Genomic DNA, 24,662 nt, shown 5'->3' with positions numbered 1-24,662 from the left:
CAGACTTTCACAAGCTTTTATTTAGGGGAAGTGATGATATGCGTGAGTATTATGGGAAAGTCAGAGCTTGTTCATCTTATTAACTGTTTGTACTGATTAAGATATCCTCTATGATGCAAAAACTTAGAAGAGAATAGATTTTGCTCAACAAGATGGAGACGTTGGATGAAAACAGAGTACTTAGGCGATGTTTTACAAGGTAGGCAGGTTATTGGCTCCTTGAATGTTGAAGACCTACCCGTTGGAGAGCACCAGTTTTGGTTTCAAGTAACCAGTGATGGGCTAGGGCAACCCAAGAACATGCCGGTTTCTGTTTTCAAAGGCAGTCAAGCAGGTCCTAAGTTGATGATCACCGCTGGTATTCACGGTGATGAGCTCAACGGTGTGTTGGCTGCTCAGCAAATTATCAGAGACTTAGTCGGTAAAACTCTCAAAGGCACGGTCACGATAGTGCCTACTGTGAACTTGTCGGGTTTGCTTAACCACAGCCGCGATTTTATCTCTTCGGATCCGGGCTCTTGCCCTGCCAACCTTAATCGACTCTTTCCGGGTGATGCGAATGGCTTAGCGGCAGAGCGCTTTGTTGCGTCTTTGTGGGAGCGTTTGCTTAAGCATAATGCCACCTTCGCCGTTGATCTCCACACTCAAACTCGTGGCGCAGTCTACCCACTTTATGTATTTTCTGATTACCGCATAGAACAATGTTTGGAGATGGCGAGGTTGATGCAGCCCGATTGTGTTCTGAATGACCCAGGCGATCCAGGTATCTTAGAAACGGTTTGGAATCGAAGTGGAATTCCGAGCATCACGGTGGAAGTTGGTATGGGGAAATTTACTCAGCCTGACATGATTCAACGTGCGGTAGACGGTGTTTTTAACATGCTGTCTTATTATGAAATGTTCGAAATTAACCTAAATAACCCAGACAAAATGCAACTGCCGAGAATGGATTGGATAGAGGGTAATGATGTGGTTTCTATCCGCGCTGATATTGGTGGTTTTGTATTGCCGCAGGTTGAGCTTCTGCAGAGCGTAGAACAAGATGATTTATTGGCTATTCAATATGACGCTTTTGGTAATGAGTGTCGCCGTTATCACGCGCCGTCTGCTGGACGTGTCCTTAGCTACAACGTGGATGCGTTAAGGGAGCCGGGTGCGCTTGTTTGTCGCTTGCTAAGTTAGGCTTAGTCGGTTGGACGTTTCTGTGCTAATACACTGTGTTGCTATCTAAAACACGTAAAAAAAAGACCGAGCAAGGCTCGGTCAAAGGACAGTTGTCTTGAGTTAACACGTCTTTGACTCATCGACAGAACTGCTTTTAGCGTAGCGAGGGTAAATTAAGAATCTATTGCGAGATGGTGACACTTCGACTTTTTTTGTTTCAAAACCATGACTTCAAAACTGTCGTTTCAAAGTGTTCTATTGTTTCGAAGCAATGAAAAAGCCGACTGCGGGTTGCGCGAGTCGGCTTTTATTCACTTCTCTTTCGAGTCTTTATCTCTATCTACACTCGACTAAAAAGCGTCATCCACGATATCTTTAAGTCGGTCGTAAGGCACATACCCTGGTAAAACATTTCCGTTCATCATCATGGTTGGAGTGCCCGTTAAGCCGAGTGCACTGAACGTTTGATGGTTAGTGTTTAGAACCTGGTTTTGTTCTTGAGTTGTTTTTAGTTCCGCCTCTGTTCCCGTCTTCTTGGCAACGGCTTCTAGTGAGCTTTTCGAGTGAATACCGCTTTTCGCCATCAGCAATCTATCAACTTCAGGGAATGCTTCTGGGTTATCTTTCCATACTTTCATCGCGTATAGCGCCGCGTTGGTGTCTAGCCCCGAAACCTGTTGCTGCTTAAACGATAAGTACACGTTGATCACTTTAATGTCGCTGTTTTCAGAGGCTAATTGAACCAAGCCTTTTTCCAAGCGCTTACAGTAAGGGCAGTTATAGTCGGTAAAGTTAATGATGACCGATTTGCCATCCGGATTGCCCGTGATTGGGTGGGCGTCATTGTTGTATAACCAATCATGGCTTTCCGCTTGGGCTTTTTTCGTTTGCTCTTGACCTGCTACGTACTGCTCTAAACTGGTATGCAATCCAGAGATCGTCGATGGATTTTCCTTCAGGAATTGATTAATTTCTTCAAGTTGTTGAGTTTGTTCTTTGTTTAATTCTGCGAAGGCATTAGTACTCATTAATGAGCCTATAATCAGTGCGCTTATCAGATGCTTTTTCATATTGTCTTTTCTCAAATTCGTGATAATCGTGAGCGCTTATTAGGTTGCGCTCACATTAATATTGTTTGTTAAACTGGCTGAGTCGGTTTATTTACTTAGCTTTGCTCTGTTTTTCTTTGTGAGCGATTTAGGCAAAGTAGGTTCTTAACCACAGGCCGATAGGGGATGTAACGCCGGTTGCGATACTGCTAATCTTTCCATCTTTGATGATGACAATACTTGGCGTGACATTAACGCCCCAACTTCTGCTGATTGATCCAGAAAGATCATTGATAACAGGGAAGTCATACTCTTTTGCATCCAAGTAGCGCTGGACACGTTCGTCTGAACCAGACGATAGAGCGACTGAAACCACCTGATGGGAATCGCTAAAGCCATTGACGGTTGGGCTTACAAATTTGCAGGCACCACACCAAGTCGCCCAAAAATAGACAATGACTGGCTTACCATTTTTGCTTAGCTCGATAACATCAATATCTTCGCCTTGGAGCGATTGACCCACAATTGGAACCGCATCGCCCTGAGGCATACTTCTGCTGTGATAAAAGTCCATGGCAAATGAAACCACGCCAACGATCAATATCATTGAAACCAGTTCCTTTCCCCACTTCTTAAGACGACTTGGCTTTTTGGCCTCACCCTTTACAGCGTCGTCTTCAATCGTGCTAGATTTATCTTCATTGTTGGGAGTCTTCATCAGTTATCTCGCAGCGTCGATGGCTTGAACGACAGTGTCACTGTTGAGAATGACAGGCAGTGGAATACCGCTTTTATAGCTCGGGCCGTAGACGATATTAAATGGCACACCAAATCGCCCATTACTTTGTAAGTATTGAGTGACACTTTCACTTGGTGTTGTCCAATCACCTTTCATCAAAACAATGTCTTCTTGCTGTAGGTGACTGTAGACAGGGTCTTGAAGGATGACGCCGATCTTGTTGGCTTTACAAGTGATACACCAATCAGCAGTCACATCAACAAACACCGTTTTGCCTTCATCAACGAGCTGAGGGATTTGCTTCGCATCCAGCTTTTGCCAAGCGAGATCGTCAACAATCGGAGTCGCCCAGTTATCAGCGGTGACACTACCGACGATCAATGCAGCACCAAACACCAAGGTTGTGGTTGCGACGATAGGAATAAGCACCTTGCGACCCAACTTACGGCCAATCCAAATCAATACTGAAATCACGATAAATAGCGACAGCAGGATAGTTGGGAATTTACCAATGAATGGGCTAAGGAGGCTTGTTAGCCATAGGCTGGTAATGAACATCATTAAGCCAAATACCAGCTTAACTTTGAACATCCATGCCCCAGGCTTTGGAAGCAATTTGGTTAGGCTTGGGAATAGCGCAAAGATCAACCAAGGCGCACTCATACCGATACCAAGCGTGATGAAGATAGCCCATAACTCTTGGTAGCTTGCTCCAAGTGCATACGCGACAGCGGTTCCTAAGAATGGCGCGCTACACGGCGTTGCTAACAGCGTTGCAAACATGCCTTGAACAAAGTGGCCTGAATGTGAGTCATCGCCTTTGGTTGCCATCCAGGTGTTTAAACCTGATGGTAGTCTGAATTCGAATAACCCAAGCAGGTTAATCGAAAACAGCAAAGTGATGATCAGCATGAACCCGATGAACCAAACATTTTGGAACTGGATTCCCCAGCCAATTGCATTACCACCCATTTTTAGAGCGGTCATACCTAGGGCTAACAGCGCAAATGATGTAATGACACCTGAAGCAGAAGCTAAGAATGAGAGTCGAATATGACGATTAGATGCACCTTGGTTTTGAATGATGCTGTTTAATTTCATTCCTAAGACTGGCAACACACATGGCATGATGTTGAGGATCAAACCACCAATTAAAGCGAAGCCTATCATTGCCAAAAAGCCGTTGTTGCTTGTTTGGTAAGCGATCGGTTCTGAGCCAACTTTGGCCGTCATCTCTTCGGCGAAATTAGTGTCTGAAACGGTGACACTCACGTTACGGTCCGTTAAGTCGACTTCACCTATCCAGTTGCTCACATCAAATACGGCCGTCATTGTATTGTCTGTGATGTGGACGCTTGGTTGAGAGAAGAAGTCATCAATCACTTCTTGCCCGTCAATCAACACCATCGGCTTATCCCAGCCATTTTTACTTGTCAGCTGAGTAACCAGTTGCTGCTTGCTCTTGTCCCAAAATAGACCGTTCACTGAAGTCCGGTTCGCTTCTCTTGGAGATTGGCTCATGCCTTGGTTGAACAAGAACATCGCTTCTTCATCGAACTGCAATTGCTGCGTGTCGATAGGGAGTTCGATGTCATAGTCAGTCAAAACACAAATATTGGTGCACGACGGGAACGAGAGAGAAGCCCTAAATACAGCAGGTTGCGTTTTGTCTTTCAACGTTAGGGTGACAGGAAAGCTTACGTGCTTTTTGTAGCCCAGCGTCATTACGTCAAGTTGTTCGTAGTATTTAGGGATCGGCCAATGCCAATCTACAGACTCTATATTAGTTGAATCAGACCAATCCCAGCTTGGCGGAATGCCACCTTCACCTGGGCTGCGCCAATAGGTTTTCCAGTCACCGTCGAGTGTAACGTCCAATACAGTTTGAACGGTACCGCCGTTATCCGACTGTTCACCCGTCGACATCATTCGCATTTTAACAGGCGGATGCTCAGGCACACTAAGCCAGCCCGTTGTCTGTGCCAAGGCGGTAAATGACGTCATAACCAAAAGGGCAGTGACTAAGGTTTTCGCGCATGTACGCATAGAGAATGCCAATGAATCGACAAACTTAGTTAGTAGTGTGTTGTACACAAATGTATCTCCAAAAAATAAATAAAAGGGTGTAGTAGCCCGGTTATTTACTCTCTAAATATACAGTGCTTTAGATGCAATCGGTGTTTTGTCGGTCGAGTAGAGCGATGATTGTCTCTAGATAATCTCGAGATGTGAGGAGGTAAGTTAAACGCAACAGCAATAATAAGTACGAATGGGATCAGCCAGCCGGTTTTTGGGGCGGCAAAGGTCAGCATTTTCGAACTTAGGCTGCATGAATTTGAATTGGGGGACGTTAACATTTTTGAGGCTTCTAAGCCGAAAACGCTGGCGTATAGAGCAGCCATTTTTTCTGAAGAAGCGATGTTGGTTTGGGGATTACTGGTTTCTGTATGAGTTTGTGTGCCAACTAGGACTGATTGGCCATTAGCGGATGCAGATAACGATACTTTCTTGACGGCCAGAGTGCTCGCCAGACAAGTTACGATAACCAGTCCGGTAAGGAAGAGCGCCCAAAGCGAATGCTTTTGTCGGCGGTTCTGTGTGGATAAGAAAAGTAGCGATGTGTTCAGCAAATTAGTCAGTAATCAAATCTGTTAGTCATTAAAGCAAGCTCATTGAATTGTGGTTAGCTTAGATAAGTTCTCTTCGTGCCACAAGTCATAAAATGGTTAAAGTGAAACTATGTATAAATGCGGGAAACGGCAGATACACGATAAAAGACGCATAAACACCAATTCACGCGAATACGACATTGAGCTGTAGCTAAAGTTCACAACAACTGAAAGTTATCGCTAATTATTCTGTATTGAGTGGTTTATTAACTATCAGGACGGGACAGGCGATACAAAAAAGCCCAACAGATCGTCAGTGAACGTGTTGGGCTTTAATCATTGGTGCTATTGGAAAGGCTTAGTGAGTGCGGCGAGGGCCGTTACGTACCAAGTCTTTACCGTTATCAAACACCTCTTTGGTGATCCAGCGAGCAAGCAGAACTTTATGGCTGCTATTGAATACAGCAACGAAGTGACGACCATCTGAATTATTGGTTGCCATGCCTACACCTTCAACGCCTTCAAGGCCTAAACCGCCAGCTTCCACTGAAATTAGGAATTGCTCTAGTTCTTCTAGAGACTCAATAATATCAAGTTCGTTGTTCATTTTTATGCTCTCTTGCTGTGAGCCAACATCGTATTTAGGGCGCTTTAGTGCTGTGCTCGAATGAAGATATTGGCTGTTGTTCTTTGTTGGATGCGTACTCTACAGGTCATAAGAGGGGATTGGAACTCTCAAATATTAGAAGAAGGCTGATAATTTGCGAATTTTTAACATAACATACGTTTAAATGCTTGTTATCCATATTCTTTTTACTACTATTTATAGGGTCAATTTAGACATTAATAGGAATTAATATGATGAAGGTTTGGCGTTGTCTATTTTTAATGTTGGCGTTTGTGACATTCGGAAGTTTTGCGCAAAGCGTGGAAAAAATAGCAGAAGTACAAGATCAGTTAATGCTCGATCTGGCAACACTAGAAACGGCGCACGATGCTGAAAAACCCTTTCTTGAAGATATCTTAAGGCGTAAGAATCAGAGTCTACGCGAAGAGATTTTTTCACAGCTATCGTCAGATAAAAAAGAGGGGCTGGATGTCACTCTTGCTCAGCAGGTTGAACTACTGCAAAAATTGCTGTCATTGAATGAAGTTAAAATCGTTTCAATGAGCAAAGAAAACCGTTCCGCTGAAGGTGATGCTAAAAAACGCCTTGAATTACGCATTCAAAAACGAATCGGAATGATGGATGTCTATTATCAGCAGCTTGCTAAGACATTAGATTGGTCGAAAGAGCGTGATGTTGATGTTGCGGTTCCTGAAGGTGAGCTCAAAACGGCACTTGTTTCTCGTTCTCAATATCTTACTAATGCAATTCTATACACGGATACACAACGTCAAGATTTAGAACGCCGGTTATCTTATGTAAGTGAAGAAGAGAAAGCGACGATTAAAACTGAGCTTGAACGCTTCAGTGAGCGAACCAGTGTCATGGTGGCGAGCTTAGAAGAAACCATCACGCTAATGGAACCGTTTGGCGTGGATGTGACTTCGTACAAACGTGTTTTGCTAGCGACGACAGGTGACATTAACGCCGATGTGTTGGATGTTGATGTTGCACTGGAGCTGTTGGATGGTTGGCTTCGTTCGTTCAGTTCATGGGCTTTTGAAAATACCCCTTCTTTTATCGTTAAACTTGCTCTGTTTCTCGGTATTTTGTATGTAACTCGCCTTATTGCTAACGTGGCTCGCAAAACCGTTCGTAAGAGTGTTTCGCACTCTAAAATGGACTTCAGTGTATTGATGCAGGACTTCTTTGTATCCATCGCATCTAAAGCGGTCGTGTTTATTGGTTTGCTTATCGCACTGTCTCAAATAGGGATAGAGCTAGCACCTCTTCTTACTGGTTTCGGTGTAGCCGGTGTCATCATTGGTTTCGCATTGCAAGACACACTATCTAACTTTGCATCGGGTTTGATGATCTTGATCTACCGTCCTTATGACGTCGGTGACATGGTTAAAGTGGCAGGCGTGCAAGGCACGGTAAAAGACATGAGCTTAGTATCGACGACTGTTCAAACCATTGATAACCAACGCTTGGTGATCCCAAACAACAAGATTTGGGGTGACGTGATCAACAACATCACGGCAGAACGTGTAAGACGTGTTGATATGGTTTTCGGTATTGGTTATTCAGATGATATCGATAAAGCGAAAGCGGTATTGAACGACATCATTCTTGCGCACCCTCTAGTACTGAAAAAACCGGAGCATATGATCAAGCTTCATACCTTGAATACGTCTTCTGTTGATTTTGTCGTCAGACCTTGGGTTAAGACCGATGACTATTGGGATGTGTATTGGGATGTGACGGAAACCGTGAAGAAACGCTTCGATGAAGAAGGTATCACGATCCCATTCCCTCAACGAGATGTGCATATTTACAATCACGAAGAGAGCTAAGCGAAAGAGCTAGTACGAAAAGCGATTTCGAATAGAGCTATTACGAAAAAAGCTAATACGAAAAAGCTAAGCATGGCTTAGAGCCATTATTCTTAATGTGATATCAAATGGACGCTGAATAAGCGTCCATTTTTATTGGCTGCCGCTTATGTTGAGCTTCATTCTTTTATGTCACTCAACCACCTTAGAATTACGTTATGATGGGGTAGGCTTAATCTGGAAAGTTGAAATCGAATGGACGATTCACAGCAAAAAACGAATACTAGAAATACAACGGTAAGAAAAGCGACGCGAATTGAAAGTGTTATGAACTCTGCGATGTGGCATTTAACTCAGAGAGACATGACGGAAAGCGAGTTAGTGGCGAAGCTCAAAGTGAAAACCGACAATCAAGAATGGATCGATGAAACTCTAGGGACATTGAAAGGCTTCGGGTATCTCAAGTCTGACCAAGTGTTTGCAGAACAATTCGTGGAACAAGCTTTCTCTGGTGAATTCGGTTCTCGATACATTGTCGAAAAACTGAAGAAGAAGGGGCTGACCGATTCAGTGATTTCTGATGCAATCCATAAAGTGTCGTTCGAAAAGTCTATTGATGAACAAACCATCTTGATAGACCGAATCAACCACTACTATTCAAGCTTTACCATGAGCCGTGAAAAGCTGGTTGCGACACTGCAAAAGCGTGGCTTTAGCTATCAACAAGTTAAGGTAGCGATTGACCAGCACCCACAAGCGCATCAACTGAAAAGTAACATTCAAATTAAGGCCGAGAAAGCCGACTTGGAAAAAGAGGTGCTCAAGTATGCTCGTAAAGGCAAGGGACTGACTGCCATACAGCAAGAACTGAGACAACGACAAATCGACACCAGTGAGCTGTCATCGCTCATCGACCGATTGATTAATGAAGAGCAGCTAGATTTCTATTCTTCTTGTTTAGAACAGTTGCAGAAGAAGTCTTATGACCTAAACGATCATAAAGAACGCTCTAAGGCTTACGCGATGCTAAGTCGAAAGGGGTTCTCTTCTGACGAGATCAAATTTGCATTGAGTGAAGATAACGAATAACTAAGCCGGAAAAATTTCCTATTGTAGTATGTTGGTTTGTCCTAAGTAACTATTGGACAAAAGCGTGTCAGTGATTTTACTAATTTAGTAAACAATGAATTACTACAAGTATATAAAGTCGTTTAATCAACTTCCATGAGTGATGTCAATCTGAGTGATATGTCGGCCAAGCACAGCATTTTTGTGAATCGTTGTATTTTTATCACAGGTTTATCCAATACAGTCCCGCTTTAGACGTAAGAAGCTACGCTGCTATCAATTCATTAGGAGCAACATCTTATGACTATTAGATAAAACCGACATTAACGTTGAACTTTATGAAAACAATACATCAAGGTTTGAACTGGCAACTTAATAAATACGCTTTCATTATGTAATGATTTTACTTACAAAGTCATACTGTCATAGACAAAAGATTCCGCAATAATACGTCAAATGGTATGAGTTAAAACTTATATGGCGGTTCGTATCATTGGTGTTAAGTTTGGCTACACCAATTACGCAAACTAAAAAAATAGTGCAGAAAAGCTTTCGATAACATTAGCTTCAATATTCCAGGGCTGTGTCTATTTTTGCATTGCGATTGGCCATCTTCGATAACATCAAGATGTGGCCTACACTAAAACTTCAGGGTAACCAGCACTCTTTCTTTAACGCTTACCGAACTAGTTGTCCAAATTTAAACAAGTGGACTCGATATGAGAGCAAGTGCGCCTAATGAGAGAGCACTCGTCAATGGAATGAACGTCAGTGTTGAATTCAAAGGCGATAAGATATTGGCCACCATTTTAGCTGATAAGTGATATACAAAATGTAGCTGGCTGAGAACACATTAAAGTTATCTTTAATCACACTCGTCAGCATTCTATCAGGGAGTTTGTTTTGGGTTTTGTGACGGCACTATTGTAAAAATACTATACGTACCCTATTTTTGAATCATCGTGGGCAACGCTTGGAACTAATATTTCTGTCATGGGGGCAGGCAAAAAGGAAACAATAACTTCCATCATCGTTTTTAATTAAGACATACATATACCTTAATTAAAAAAATTGGCGCGTTCTAATATGCGCCAGATAAAGAGATCTATAAGATACTTGAAGAGTCTATGTTAAAAGACAGGAGCAAAAGCGACATTACCATTTTGATAACTCAAGATTAGCTTATCAAGATCCTTACATTGGCCAGTTACTTTTAATGAAACACCTACCCAAGGTAAATAAGCATGAATAAAATTAGCTTTTTAAAAATAAACAATACCATTATCAATGACATTATTGATCTCTCAGTGGAAGAGTCTCAAAAACAACTCATTGCTAACAACGCAGAGTGGCTTGCAGAAGCCAGTTTTAACGACGATAGTATCAACTATGGTATTTACTTAAACAATAAACCTGCGGGGCTAATCTCTCTGATTGACCCTAGAATACTGGACACACACGATGAACACTTTCAAAAGGAGCATTTATATGTATGGCGCGTCATGATTGACCATCGTTTCCAAGGAAAAGGATTGGGGAGTCAAGCGATTAACTTCAGTAAGAAATACGCTTCCATTACCGGTTTAAAAGGCGTCTCCCTGACCACGATGGATAAAGAAAAAGGCAATGCGCTCTCTATTTATCAAAAGCTTGGTTTTATACCAACGGGCAGAAGACTTGATGATGAAATTGAATTAATTTTTGGCTTAAAGGAATGAGTGGATAAACAAGTCAGATGGTGTGTCTGGGACGGCTATTTGGCCGCCTCATTTTATACTTCAACTGTAAAGGTATTGAAGAGTTCATTCAAAAACGCTGACCCCTCGTGCACTCTCACCTCCCCCCGGTCACAGAGTAACCAACAATCAAATTGACTCTTATTCAGTCTCCGTAACCTTTAAAGATCTTGAATCGCTTCGATGAGCTTTTTGACTGGAATATGGTCTGACTCTATCCTATTGTCCATACTATCTAAATATGCTGACTACCTAGAGTGAAGAAAGAAAATGTGTCGGGCCTTTTCCTAACCATTAGTTTATGTATTGTAAAAATAGATTGCCGATGTAGTTCACTCATCGAAGTGAACACACAATGGGGCAAAAATGAGTTATGTCACTACTCATTTTTGCCTTTTTCATTAGCATTAAAACTCAATCTATCGACCGTATTGCCCAACAATGAATTTCTCAAACTCATCACACATCTGATGATTTGATTTGTCATTATTCGCCAACTCGGTAGCCCCATCAACGATCGATATCTTCGCATTCAAATCAGAGACTGGTGCACGTTCTCTTGTCGACAGTTGTTTGATTTTTTGCTCCTCAATCGCCCAAGCTTCCTCTGGCGATAAGTTACACTCGTCAGCAAGGTATTTGGCATTGAAACCTTCTCCAGTCAGGCTCTCTATCGTTCCATTGTGATTAACGCTATTGCCTTTATACCAATAGTGCTTAGCTAACAAAGGGCCGATCTCTGGGTTATCCGTTAAGTAGCCAAACTTATCAGTGAAATACGCACGAGTTTGATACACCGCCATATGAGCCAGCAGGTAGCCTTGATACGCGCAAGATGCTTCATCCGACAATAGATGCGGGATCGCCATTAATGGGCGAGGGCTACAAGCTAATCCAAGAATCGTTTTCTCACTGCTACGAGCCAGAGCAGTGATCTTTTCAGGTGTCAGATCTTCATCCGCCAATTCGTAAAGTGCTCGCTCGAAATACGGAACCACTAAAATGCTGCGCTCTTGATAAGCTCTGAAGGGCTGTTTGTTATCGATGATTGCTTTGATTAACTCGTCAGGTACTGCTTGGCCATCTGCATTAAGCGCGTATTGTTTGAGCCAATCGGCATCATTCAACAGGCTATCACAGAACATAGACTGAGTTTCCGCGTAAGCCATCGAGGTCGGTGCAAACTCTTGAGAGAAGCACGGCGCGTTCATTTTCACGTTGGCAAAGTGAGCAGCGTGACCACCTTCGTGGAACAAGGTGTTAATCCCATCATAACCACTGCCTACCTGATCGGGCTTAGCATTACTCGTGAAGTTGACTTGAGCTGGCACCCAAGTGTCTTGGTCATAGAAAGAAGGAATAGGCCCGTGACAGAAACCATTAGGGTATTTACCTTTGCGATCAAGCAGATCCAATTTTAATGTCGCTTGAGAGTATTCGATATTCAGGCGGCCAAAAGATTCAATCCAGCGTCGAAGTGACTTTGAGAATGGAACATAAGGATCAAGATCATTCATAACGTCACCTGCAAAAGAGTAGGTAAAGTTATGGGCTTGAAGTGCATTCTCGCCTTTCTGTTCTGCCAAATTGGCTAGGCTTTGCTGATGGCTATCGCGTGTACGTGCTTCGAAGTCATCCAGAATCGTAAACAGTTGTTCTGTCGTCATCTGTTCGGTTTTCAGCACTGAGTAATCAAAGAAGGTTTTAAACCCCAGTGATTGAGCAAATTGGTTACGTTTTTTGATCAGCTCAATAAAGCCGTTAGCCAGCAGCCATTGCTCTAAATCTAATAATGCTTGATGTGCAGAAAGCCTAACTTGTTCATTACCATTACTTCTAACGGCTGAACCTAAAACGGGCAGTGACCCTTCTGTTTCATCACCAGTTTCATTTACGTAAGTCATCACATGATTTTGTTTTTTCTCAAACAGTTCAGCCTCAAACTTTATGAGATCGGCTTTAAGCTTCTGTGACTGCTCAGACTCAATAGCATGAGATCTAAAGGTCGCTAACCAACCATTCAAGCCTGTCAGTGTACTCTCTTTTTCGAGGGGATCTTGAATTTCATCGATAACAGCGAGTTGCGTTTCGATAGCAGTAATCTGTTCGGCAGAGCTAAGAAATTCCGTCCACTGAGTCTGCGCGAGTGTCGAACCATCGTGGTCGTCACTGATCCCCATATATGTATCCCAAAAGAAGTCTTCTTTCGCTTTATGAGTCGCAAGATACTTTTGATTCAATTGGTTGAGATAGTTCGTTGCAGTCATGACATTCCTTGAAAATTAACCAGTAATTTCAACATTATGACACATTCATTGAATGTATTTTGTGATGATAGATATAACTGAATGCAAGTCACAGCCTATCGGTTTACTTTACAGCGTATTAGTGATAATTAATTAACTGTTAATGATTTATAATTAATTAACTGTTAATGGTTTGTTGTTTGCTAGTATTAATTTGAAATAGTTCGCTGATTTCTCCAGCCTTTTATTGAGTAAATGGATGTACTCAAGGTCAGCGCTTTTGTAAGGAAGAGGTTTAGGATGGATCCTATTTTATATATCGAAGTTGGTGGTGTTGTTTGGCAAGTCTTCCCTGATGGTACTTGGCTTCAATTACCTGCTACGCAGCCAAAAGTTGAAGGCGTGCAAGTCGTCAGCATTGAACCTCAGAATTTACAAGAGGCTCAGCCCTTAACTGAGCCACAAATAGACGCAGTTGAACAACAGTTGGAAAAGGTGGTCACCGAACTCGTTAATAACATTCAAAGCGCACCTCAACAGCCTAACTCAGTAAATGACCAACCTAGTTCCAGTGCCTCTTTTATTGCTTATGTTCGTTCCACCTTAGATGAAACGCTTGCAGAGGCGGGTTTTGATACGCGTCCTACAGAATATGTCGACGAAGATACAACCTCGAATGAGGGTAACCTTGATATTTTGTTACCTAGTGCACTCTTAACCGTTGATATTTTAGATGGTGGTGACGGTTACGAAAACCAGTTTGAAGTACCAGGTGTCACGATTACGGGCACGGCTGTGGATGTTCGAGACGGGCGTACTGTTGTTCTGACCATCACCGATGTTAATGGCAACACAGTCACCACTTCCGCAATCACAAATGACGAAGCTTATGTCGTCGACGGCGTCGATCTTTCTTCGCTCGCGGAAGGTGACCTTAAGGTCGATGCGATTATTGCAGATGACTTTGGTAATAGCATTACAGCCAACGATTCCACAATCAAAGACACCCTAGCCACAATCGATGTCGATTTTGATGGCTTTGGTGACGAGTTTTACAACAAGTTTGAAGTCGAGAGTGGTGCCTTATTAGGTACTGTCGAAAATGTAGAAGATGGTCAAACTATCTCCATCACGATTACGGATAGTAAAGGCCTGTCTGTGAGTTACTCAACAGTCGTTTCTGGAAATAGCTGGACGCTCGAAAACCAAGACTATTCCAATTTCGCCGAAGGTGAACTCACTGTTGTTGCAAGCACCATTGATATTGCCGGAAACCCTACTTCAGCGACAGACACCATAGTAAAAGACACGCTCGATCGAATCCTTGTCAGGTTCGATGGGTTTGGCGACAACTATTACAATCAAAATGAAGTGAGTAAAGGCGCTCTTATTGGTGTCACTTTTAATATCGAAGATGGCCAAGCAATAAACATTACAATTACTGACAGTAATGGCTTGTCTATTGATTATACCTCAGTGGTATCTGGCAACCTATGGAGTTTGAAAGACCAAGATTATTCTGGTTTTGCTGAGGGTGAGCTGACCGTTGTCGCGAGCATAACAGATGTAGCGGGTAATACGATTTCGTCCACAGATACCATCCTTAAAGATACTTTGGTGAACATTGGTGTTGATTTTTCGGCTTCTGATGATGAGTTTTATAATCAATCAGAGGTCTCGAATGGGGCATTGGTTGGCACCGTGGCAAATGTGGAAGATGGTCAAACTATTTCAATTACTATTACGGATAGCCAAGGAAAATCCCTTGATTATTCAACGACGGTATCCGGTGGTAATTGGACTCTAACCGGACAAGACTACTCTGCTTTTGCTGAAGGTCAGTTAATAGTTGAAGCTAGCGTTACTGATATCGCGGGAAATACTGCAACCTCCACGGATTCGATAGTTAAAGATACGCTAGCTTCTATTGGTGTCAATTTCTCTGCGTCGGATGATGAATATTACAACTCAGTTGAGGTAAGCAACGGTGCACTAGTGGGTACGGTTGTTAATGTTGAAGACGGTCGAATAATTTCAATTACCATCACTGACAGTGCAGGAACATCAGTAGATTACTCTACAACCGTGTCAGGTGGTACATGGACTCTCACCAATCAAGATTACTCCGCTTTTGCAGAAGGCACCTTGAAAGTAGAAGCGACGGTTACCGATGTCGCAGGAAATACTGCGACATCCAGTGACACAATAGTTAAAGACACGTTGGTTGATATAGACGTTGATTTTGATGGCTTTGGAGATGAGTTTTACAACCAAACCGAAGTAGATGCAGGTGCATTAGTCGGGAGTGTTGGAAATGTTGAAGACGGTCAGACAATTACCATTACGATAACCGATAGCTTAAATGTGTCTCAAGTTTATACAACAATCGTGTCAGGTGGCAATTGGACTCTTACGGGACAAGATTATTCTAGCTTTGCAGAAGGAGAATTAACTGTTGAAGCTAGTGTTACTGATAAAGCAGGTAATACCGCAGCATCTAGTGATACGATCGTCAAAGATACTCTAGCCAGTATTGATGTCGATTTCTCCGCATCTGATGATGAGTTTTACAACTTTGCAGAGGTAAGCAACGGCTCATTGGTCGGAACAGTGGCTGATGTTGATGACGGGCAAACCATTTTCATTACTATAACGGATAGCGCTGGCGCCTCTATTAATTATTCCACGGTTGTGTCTGGTGGTACGTGGACACTGACAGGTCAAGATTACTCTTCTTTTTCTGAAGGTATTTTAACAGTTCAGGCAACGGTTACGGACGTTGCAGGGAATGTCGCGATCTCCAGCGACACGATAGTCAAAGATACTTTAGCTGACATCAATGTTGATTTTGATGGTTTTGGAGATGAGTACTATAACCAATCTGAAGTAGTTGATGGTGTCTTAGTTGGTACGGTTGCCAATGTGGAAGATGGCCAAACGATTTCAATTACCATCACAGATAGTGCTGGTACGTCAGTAGAATATTCAACCACGGTTTCGGGGGGGAATTGGACTCTAACAGATCAGGACTATTCTGATTTCGCGGAAGGCACTTTGACGGTTGAAGCCACAGTTACGGACGTTGCGGGCAATACTGCAACCTCAAGTGACACCATAGTCAAAGATACGCTTATCAGTATCGATGTCGATTTCTCTGCATCAGATGATGAATACTACAACTTAGCCGAAATTACTAATGGTGCCTTGGTTGGAACGGTCGCAGACGTTGAAGATGGTCAAACGATCACTATTACTATCACCGATAGCCTTAATGTCTCCCAAGTTTATACGACCACAGTAGCTGGCGGAAACTGGACACTGACAGGCCAAGACTATTCGGATTTTGCAGAAGGTATTTTGACCGTTGAAGCAAGTGTTACGGATGTTGCGGGAAATACGGTCACTTCTAGCGATACGATCGTTAAGGATACGCTGGCTAGCATCACCGCAGAATTTGATGATGCCGATAACATACTCAATACTGAAGAAGTGAAATCTGTTCGTCTTCAGGGTGTGGTTCAAAACGTTGAAGATGGTCAAACCGTAGATGTCACTGTCACTGATAGTCATAATCAATCTATCACGTTACAAACCGTAGTTGTTGCAGGGGCTTGGAGCATCGATGATGTCGATCTGTCTGCATTTGCGGATGGCAACATTACCGTAGAAGCAGTTACCGTTGATATTGCAGGTAATGAAACAACGGGCACAGACTCGACAGGAAAAATTGATACCGTCCCACCTGTTATCGATATTGATACCTTATCTGGTTTCAACATCTTAGATTTTCGTAGTGGTGATTTAACCACCATGCAGGGTACGACCGATGTTTCCGAAGGTTTACCTGTCTACATAGAGATCAATGATGGTACGCAAACGCTGACTTTTGAAGGTGTAGTTGATGCGTCCGGTGGCTGGCTAGTTGAGAATATTGATGTCTCTAGCTTAGACCCATCTACTGAGTGGATTATCGATGCGAGAGTTGTTAACTCGATTGGTAATGAAGTCAGTGATGACATGCCAAGTATTATACTGCCAGATTCAGTCTCATTTTCTGAAAGTACGGTTGGTATCTTTGGAGATCAAACCCAAGTCGCTGACATCAATATTCAGTTTGCTGACGAGTTCGCTTTTAGTGCAAACCAAGTCTCTGCCGAGGGAGTGACGTCTCAAGGTCAATCTATCGCTATTGCATTAGAGTCTGACGGCCAAGTGCTCAAAGCAACACGAACCGATGGAACACTGGTTTTCGAAGCTAAGATTGTTGGAGATACCGTTGAAATCACTTTCTACCAAGCGGTTGACCAACAGGCTGGTGAAGAGTTACTTCAAACGGCGATCATTATCGAAGGTCTTCAGATTGATGATGATGGAACCACTGAGCTCGTTTTAGGCGAATTACCGATCACGATTCTAGATTCTGAACCTTTGCTGTTCGGCGAGTCTTACTCGATGGTTGAAGGTGAAACATCGTCAGGCAACGTTCTCAGTAATGACATTGACCTTGATACCGCACTGACGATTAGTAGCGTCGAAGTAGGGGGAATCAGTAAAGACATTTCAGGTGCAACTCCTGCGGTGTTTAATACCGGGGATGGGGTATTGACCGTATTTGCCAATGGACAGTGGACCTTTGAAGCAAATCGAAATCTAGATCATAACCAAGAACATACCGTTACCTTCAATTACGTTGCCGCTGACTCTAGTGGTGATTTTGGTTCTGCAACGGCGACCATTGATATCACTGATGGTGCGGCAGGACAGATATTGGATGATTCGAAAACGGTGACGGAAGTCGACGTGACCTCTGGTTCGCAAACCATCAATGCTCAATTTACGATATTAGGTGGTTCGGATAACCCAGACCCCGACTCTATAACATTCAGCGCAGAGACCGTAGCGCAACTAGAAGCGTTAGGTATTACTTCAGGTGGTGACTCCACGGCACTTACTTATACGTTAAGCGCAGATGGTCGTACTATTACAGCTAAGCAAGGTGATGATGATGATGTGTTCTCGTTTTCAATGACGACAACCGTCGACGGGAATAATGTACTTGCCGATATTGTATTGGTTATTGAGCGTCCGTTAGATCATGTACTCACTAGCGACTTACTGACTATTCCATTAAATATTGTTGGTACTGATACCGATGGTACTGCTTTAGAAAGCGGCCAGATTTCATGGGTAATCGAAGACGGTGACGATCCGAGCTTAGTTCTTGATTCGAATGCGGCTGTCACCGAATCGGATTTAAGTAATACTCCTGTCGGTGAAGTGAGCAGCACGGGCTCCTTCAGTGTTGGGATTGGTAGTGACTACCTAGACAGTGTGTACTTTGATTTAGCAGATCAACCTCAGCTCTTCAGCGGCGGTGAACAGATTTATTACACTGTCTCTGATGACGGCACCGTTTTGACTGGCTATGCAGGGCCAGTAGTGGGTGGAGATGTGGCATTTACAGTGAGTTTCACTGCCCCCGTTTCTGGTGATGTAGACAATAGCGTGGATTATGTATTCACTCTTTATAAAGGCTTAGATCAAACCAATGGTACGGATTCGCTTCCTTTTACTGTCACTGCTCGTGATTCCGATAATGATAAAACCAAACTAGATCTTGATGTCACTATTACCGATGGTGGTGAGCCTTCTATTGGGAGTGGCACGGTTGAATTGTCCGAAAACCCTATCGCAAATACCACTCCTGACGGCGTAAAACAAAGTGCAGTGGTGAACTTAGATATAACAGCTTCTCATGACCCGATCGTCTATCTTGGTATTGATGTGACAAACGGTCAGGCTGTTTTAGATGGTGATGGTGAAGCGGTTACGCACAATGGTGAGGCTTTATCCTGGAGAGATAACGGCAATGGTAGTTTTGATGCGATATTGAGTAATGGCGATGTCATTCTTCAGATTCGCCTACCTTCTGATTATTTCCTCGAAGCCAATGCCTCCGGAACGGTTGCTGTTGAGATTGATCTATATCGCTCCATTGACCACGGTACAGGGCTAAAAGATACTGAATTAAATATACCGACCACAGTGGTTGTTATTGATTCTGATGGTTCGCGTTCAACTCAAGAATCCGACATCAAAATATACGACGGTAAGGACCCTGCATTCTCAATTGTAGGTAGTATATCTGTCGATGAAGACGGCCTCATTGGTGACAATGAACAACCTGGTACTGAAGAGCCGAGTCCATCGATATCAATTATCCAAGGCTCAGATGATATAGCATCAGTGTCAATTAATACCGCTGCTTTTGATGCGCTTGGTTATAGCAGTGGTGGGCGAGCGATATCCTTGCAAGAAGTGAATGCCGATGGTTGGTATTACGCTCAAGATTCGTCGGGTAACGATATCTTCCGAATTCGTTTTAACAACGATGGCACAACAGAGTTCAACCTATATGCACCTCTTGATCATGCAAATGCTGATGGAGAGAATAATCTAGCCCTCAATTTCGAACTGACAGTCAACGATGCGGATGGAGACAGTTCTGATCCTGCCATTTATATAGTTAATGTCACGGATGCCATTCCAACTTCACGAAGCGGTTCTATTGAAATGGTTGAGGGTGATGACCTCAATGGACAGTTCCTAACCGAAGAGTTCGCAGGTGCCGATGGAGCAACTATTGTAAGTTTCGATTATCGCGGTACTACCTACACCTTTGTGGATGCTGATACTCCAATAACCATTGATCTAATCAACGATTTTGACAGTGGTAGCGTATACGGCCAATTTACCCTTTCACCTGATGGTAGCTATCAACTAACCACGAATCCCAATGTAACGACCAATCCTGCCGATCCTAAGATCGTCGATGATATTGATTATTTGGTGCGAGATGCCGACGGCGATGAAGTGGTAAGTAACGCGGAGCTCATACTGGATGATAACGAAGGCTTTATTCGTTATGAAGATTCAGAAACCACAGAAGATAACGACGCCATTATTGTTGTGAGTGTTTCTACTGGAGACGTGGACCAAAGCGAAACTGTTGCTGCTATTGAATTCTCAGAAGATTCTTTGCAAGGCGGTAGCCTGTATTTAGATGGCGTATTGCTTCAAGTGGTTGATGGCAAGGTGACGCTTTCAGGCAATCAGTTAACAGCGATTGACAGTCAGTTTACCGGCCCGAATGGCGAGTTGACTTATCGACCAGCACTTCATGAATCGAATACGACCTCAACGGTTATTCTAGCGATCAACGCGATCATTAGTACTGACACGGTTCCAAAAGAGTTGACCGCTGACGTTGCTGTTTCTGTTTTACCCGTGGCAGATGCGCCGGATTGGTCAGATTCTGTATTTACCTACCAATCCGTAGAAGATGACGCAGACCCAATTAAATTGGATATCACCGCTCAGTTGGTTGACCAAGACACATCTGAAGAATTGTCTTACACCATTAGTGGCATTCCAGATGGGCTTAATATCACCTTGAACGGTAACGCGGTTAAAGAGGGCAAAGAGTATACCCAAGCTCAAATCGATAAGATGGAAATTAGAGCCGATGAAAACCTTGCGGGTCGATTCGAGTTTGATATCACTGCGATTGCAACCGAAGCGGGAAACACCTTCGCTGACCCCGATGATAAAACGGCCGATATTGTTAATACCGTCGTTGTCGAGATTTCGCCGGATGCTGATACTCCACATGTATCTGTTAAGGACTACAAAGGCCTAGAAGATGAAACCATCTTCCTCAAGAACGTGATTGATGGATCGCTAACTGATACCGACGGTTCTGAATCTCTAAGCTACCAAATCGAAGTGCAAGATGGTTGGTCTATTCAAGGCGGATTGTTTGACCTAATTGGCCCTAACACTTATTTAGTATCTGCGGAGGCCATCGAGAATGGTGTGGCTTATCTGCTACCAAAAGAAGACATCAGTTCGTTTACTGAAGATCTGTTTATCAAGGTAACTGCGGTAGCCACAGAATCGACGGTTGATTCACTTGACCCTGTTAATATCACCGCACTTAGCGACACCCAAACCATCAATATTTTCCTGAAGGGTGTCGTCGATGAGCCGATCGTTGTCGATGGTGGTAATGCTCACTGGGAATATGACAGTGATACTAAAGTCATCAGCAATCAATCTGTTCTCAATGAAGATGGTTTGATTCGACTTGATTTTGTGGTTCAAACTTCTGATGACGACGTTTCAGAAGAGATCAATATACTCCTGACCAATATTCCTGATGGCACCTTGCTAGTGGATTCATTGGGTGAGCCAGTGTCACTAACGATCGCGTATGTTGATGATGTAACAGGGCCAGTATTCCAAGTCTCTAATGCTCAACTGAATGACCTATACCTCAAGCCTGTTACTGATTTCAGTGGCGAGTTAGAGCTAACTGTTATTGCTATTTCAACAGAGCCTGATGGTGATTCGGGTGAGTTCCCGATGACGTTGAAAGTAGAGTTAGCGCCCGTTGTTGATCAAGAAGATGGTCAAACAGTCAGCACTCAAGGTATTGAAGACAGTCAAATTGGATTGAATCTAGAGCCATCAGTGAATCAAGATGTGGATGGGAGTGAGTCTTTAACGGGGTATGTGATTGACAGTCTTCCTGCTGATCTGACTCTTTATTTTGATGGTAGTGTTATTGATGTGCCGCTTTCAGGGTTAGATTTAGAAAGTTTATTAGACTCTACGACGCCAACACTGTCCGAGCTTTTAAGTAGCGGAAGACTGTCAGTCACCGCTACTGAAGATTTGAGCGGTACATTTTCGATCCCAATTACCTATGAAGTTACCGATACATCGCCAACAGGCGCGACTGATGTAAAAGATATCTCTGGTTCAATCAGTGTCACTGTTGATGCGAGGGTTGAGTCAGATACTCGTTTGGAAAGTTCTGGTCAGCTATACCTCAGTGATGACGGTTCTCCAGTCAACGTGTCGGATGCGGTTACTTTTGTTGACGCAGATATGGATGGCTCAGAGTACTTAGATTATATCTTGATCGATGTGCCTGATGGCTATTCGCTGATTGTCGATCACCCCAACGGAGCCGCTCAAGATGTTTCAGGAAACTGGATTATCTCTGCCAATGGCCTGACGAGTGACTCTATTCAAGAGTTGGCGCAAGAGATCTTGAGCGGTATGACGATCTCTAGCCCAAGCGATACACCTGTTTTAGATATTGTGGTGCGTGCTCGTGTTATCGATGGAGAAGATTCAAAGTATATAGATACTTCATTCCAAATTCAGATCACTGGCCATGACGGCGGTGGCGGTACTTGTGACCCTGTAGGTCCACCAAGCCCGATTCAACCGGATGGTGAGATTAAGACACCAGAAGGGGAAGATATCGACCTTACTGGCTTGCTCAATACTAATGTCGCCAGTGATCCAGATAACTCGATTTCTTTCTACATCCCTGCTGATTCGCTTCCTGAGGGCGTTGAGATTTCTGGAGATGGCGTTATTGCTGAATATGACGCGTCTGGCGAAGTTGTTGGTTACTCGATTACTGCCGATGGTCTCTCGAAGCTAACGTTAACTGGATTGGATGAGGATTTCGCTGGATGTATTGATTTCACGATAGAGACGATTGAAACCTCACCGTGTAACGGCGACACCGTAACAACACAACAGACGATTAGCATTCAGGTGTTACCAGTCGTGGATGACATTACCGTGGCTACAGATTCGACAACAATCCAAGAAGATATCGCGACAGACCTTAATCTCGAACTCGTTCTTGGCGATAGCGTTGAAGATGGTCAGTTAATTACGGGTGAAGGTAATAGCGCTACTGGTAAAGAAACCGTTAACTCTCTGACGATTACGGTATCAAATGGCGGTACGCTATCGGAGAGTCCTGCTGATACTGGCTTGTTGGTTGATAACGGCGATGGTACTTGGACCGTAACCGATCCTAGCCGTTTGAGTGATGTGTTAGTTACGCCACCTGAGCATTACAGTGGTGAAATTACCCTCACTGTGACAGCAAATATTACCGATGAAGCGGATTGCGTGACAGAAACGGATACGCAAGATAAAACGACGGTCGTGACTATTACTGTTGAGCCAGTCGCTGATGCGGCGAACTTGATAACAGAGGATATTATCGGAGATGAAGATAATTACATTTCGTTGTCATCACTTAGCGCAGAGCTGATTGACCAAGATGGTTCTGAAAACATGTCGCTTTCGTTAAAGGGAGTTCCTGAAGGCGCAGTTGTCGCGATTAAAATCGGAGACAACTATGAGTTGGTTCCAAACAATGGTGCTGATGGCGGTACCTTCGATGGAAACCCTACCTATGAGTGGCAGTTAGATCCAAGTCAGTTATCTAATCTAGTCATTCTGCCACCAAGAGACTTTAGTGGTGACATTAATCTGTCTCTAGAGGCGATTACTCAAGAAATTGGTACGACGGATATCCGTTATACACAATCTGAATTTACTGTAGGTGTTAACCCTATAGGTGACAAAGTTGAGTTCTTCAATTTACCTGAACAGCTCACTGGAAGTGAAGATGATGGCATCGTGATTCCTCTTGATGCCAATAGCTTTGAAACTAACAGTGATGAGTTTTTAGCAATTACGGTAACAGTGAATGGAACTTCGGACCCATCAGGGTTAGTTGGGTTAGACCGAATTCGAATTGGATCAGAAACCAGTTCTTTCACCAGTGTTGGTGGCATCATACAGGCGACGATCCTCGTTAAAGCAAGTTCTGTTGATGAGCTCGAATTCTTTGCAGGCGATGCGTTTGGTAACCTCGATATTACGATTACCGGCCGAACGGTTGATCAAAATACGGTACTCGGTGAGTTAGTGGTCGACACGGGTGACCCGAGCTCGCAAGACATGACGCTTATTATCACACCAGAGCCTGATGCACCGTTATTGAGCGTTGAATATTCTTCGATCGTGGCAGAAGCAAGTGGCACGATTCCTCTTGGTTTAGACCTTTCTCTTGTAAACCCTGCTGATTCAGAAGTGGGCTTCATTACAATTCATGATATTCCCGCAGGTTTGACGTTCTCACACGGCTCTATGGTCTATGGTCAATATGTGGTGGACTTGGCAGATGTGCCTAACCTAGCGATTACCGGGGGCTACAACAGTGGTGATCAATTTGACCTAACGATAGAGCCGTCTGCAGAGATAGGCAATAACCAAGCGGTCGGGTTACCCCAAACCGTATCGATTGAGTTTGTCGCTGAAGGGGATTCTACGATTACCGCGACAGATGATAACGATCTGTTGATTGGCGGTACAGGCTCTGACAATTTTGTGTTCGAATCTTCAGGCTTAGGGAGTGCAGAAGCACCAAGCTACGATGTGATTCAAGATTTTGATGCGTCTCCAGACACTGATGCAATTGACCTCTCGGGTATTTTGGGAAGCCTAGGGCTTAATACAGGGCTAGGGGCAACACAATATCTAGATTTAGAAGAATCTGGTGAAGGTGTGACCATTTCTATTAAACCTAATGGTGACGAAGACGTTCAACAAAACATCTTGCTAGCTGATGTCACGTACGACGATCTGTATCAAGGTGACAGTAGCAGTGCATTAGAAGCACAAATTTTACAAAAAATGATAGAAGACAATAATTTAACGCTGTAAGT

At 43.5% G+C, this 24,662-nt stretch carries 10 protein-coding genes; 5 read left to right on the top strand and 5 right to left on the bottom strand.

The window, feature by feature from the left end; translation table 11 throughout:
* Nucleotides 1-165: 165 nt before the first annotated feature.
* Nucleotides 166-1,182 carry a succinylglutamate desuccinylase/aspartoacylase family protein gene (locus BCU07_RS13115; RefSeq protein WP_017067413.1) on the top strand — a complete coding sequence of 339 codons (1,017 nt, stop codon included), beginning with the start codon at nt 166-168 and terminating at the stop codon, nt 1,180-1,182.
* A 332-nt stretch (nt 1,183-1,514) separates the two neighbouring features.
* Here the strand turns inward: BCU07_RS13115 and BCU07_RS13110 are convergent, their stop codons facing one another.
* The 4 genes from BCU07_RS13110 to BCU07_RS13095 form a co-directional block, all read right to left on the bottom strand.
* Entirely contained in the window at nt 1,515-2,234 is a 720-nt protein-coding gene (locus BCU07_RS13110) for a DsbA family protein (RefSeq protein WP_102427992.1), read from the bottom strand.
* Between the two features lie 127 nt (nt 2,235-2,361).
* The gene (locus BCU07_RS13105) at nt 2,362-2,931 is read right to left on the bottom strand and encodes a protein disulfide oxidoreductase (RefSeq protein ID WP_102427993.1); all 570 of its coding nucleotides are present in this window, start codon (nt 2,929-2,931) and stop codon (nt 2,362-2,364) included.
* 3 nt (nt 2,932-2,934) lie between these two features.
* Complete coding sequence (locus tag BCU07_RS13100) at nt 2,935-4,998, bottom strand: protein-disulfide reductase DsbD family protein (protein ID WP_102428014.1); 2,064 nt, start codon at nt 4,996-4,998, stop codon at nt 2,935-2,937.
* A gap of 921 nt (nt 4,999-5,919) precedes the next feature.
* Nucleotides 5,920-6,168: a hypothetical protein gene (locus BCU07_RS13095; protein ID WP_017062732.1), complete on the bottom strand. Its 249-nt coding sequence runs from the start codon at nt 6,166-6,168 to the stop codon at nt 5,920-5,922.
* Between the two features lie 251 nt (nt 6,169-6,419).
* Here BCU07_RS13095 and BCU07_RS13090 point away from each other — a divergent pair, with 251 nt between their 5' ends.
* The 3 genes from BCU07_RS13090 to BCU07_RS13080 all read left to right on the top strand — a co-directional run bounded on the left by BCU07_RS13090 (nt 6,420) and on the right by BCU07_RS13080 (nt 10,789).
* Complete coding sequence (locus tag BCU07_RS13090; RefSeq protein ID WP_102427994.1) at nt 6,420-8,024, top strand: mechanosensitive ion channel family protein; 1,605 nt, start codon at nt 6,420-6,422, stop codon at nt 8,022-8,024.
* 234 nt (nt 8,025-8,258) lie between these two features.
* The gene (locus BCU07_RS13085; protein ID WP_017068390.1) at nt 8,259-9,092 is read left to right on the top strand and encodes a regulatory protein RecX; all 834 of its coding nucleotides are present in this window, start codon (nt 8,259-8,261) and stop codon (nt 9,090-9,092) included.
* 1,223 nt (nt 9,093-10,315) lie between these two features.
* Nucleotides 10,316-10,789 carry a GNAT family N-acetyltransferase gene (locus BCU07_RS13080; protein ID WP_004734802.1) on the top strand — a complete coding sequence of 158 codons (474 nt, stop codon included), beginning with the start codon at nt 10,316-10,318 and terminating at the stop codon, nt 10,787-10,789.
* A gap of 437 nt (nt 10,790-11,226) precedes the next feature.
* Here BCU07_RS13080 and BCU07_RS13075 read toward each other — a convergent pair whose 3' ends face one another.
* Nucleotides 11,227-13,074, bottom strand: a complete 1,848-nt coding sequence (locus tag BCU07_RS13075; protein ID WP_102427995.1) for a M3 family metallopeptidase — start codon at nt 13,072-13,074, stop codon at nt 11,227-11,229.
* 279 nt (nt 13,075-13,353) lie between these two features.
* Here BCU07_RS13075 and BCU07_RS13070 point away from each other — a divergent pair, with 279 nt between their 5' ends.
* Nucleotides 13,354-24,660: an Ig-like domain-containing protein gene (locus tag BCU07_RS13070; RefSeq protein ID WP_198599048.1), complete on the top strand. Its 11,307-nt coding sequence runs from the start codon at nt 13,354-13,356 to the stop codon at nt 24,658-24,660.
* Nucleotides 24,661-24,662 lie beyond the last annotated feature (2 nt).

The organism is Vibrio sp. 10N.261.54.E10 (assembly GCF_002877735.2).
Classification (GTDB): Bacteria; Pseudomonadota; Gammaproteobacteria; order Enterobacterales; family Vibrionaceae; genus Vibrio; species Vibrio crassostreae_C.
Note: the sequence above shows the minus strand (reverse complement) of the source record. Positions and strands in the feature narration are given on the sequence as shown.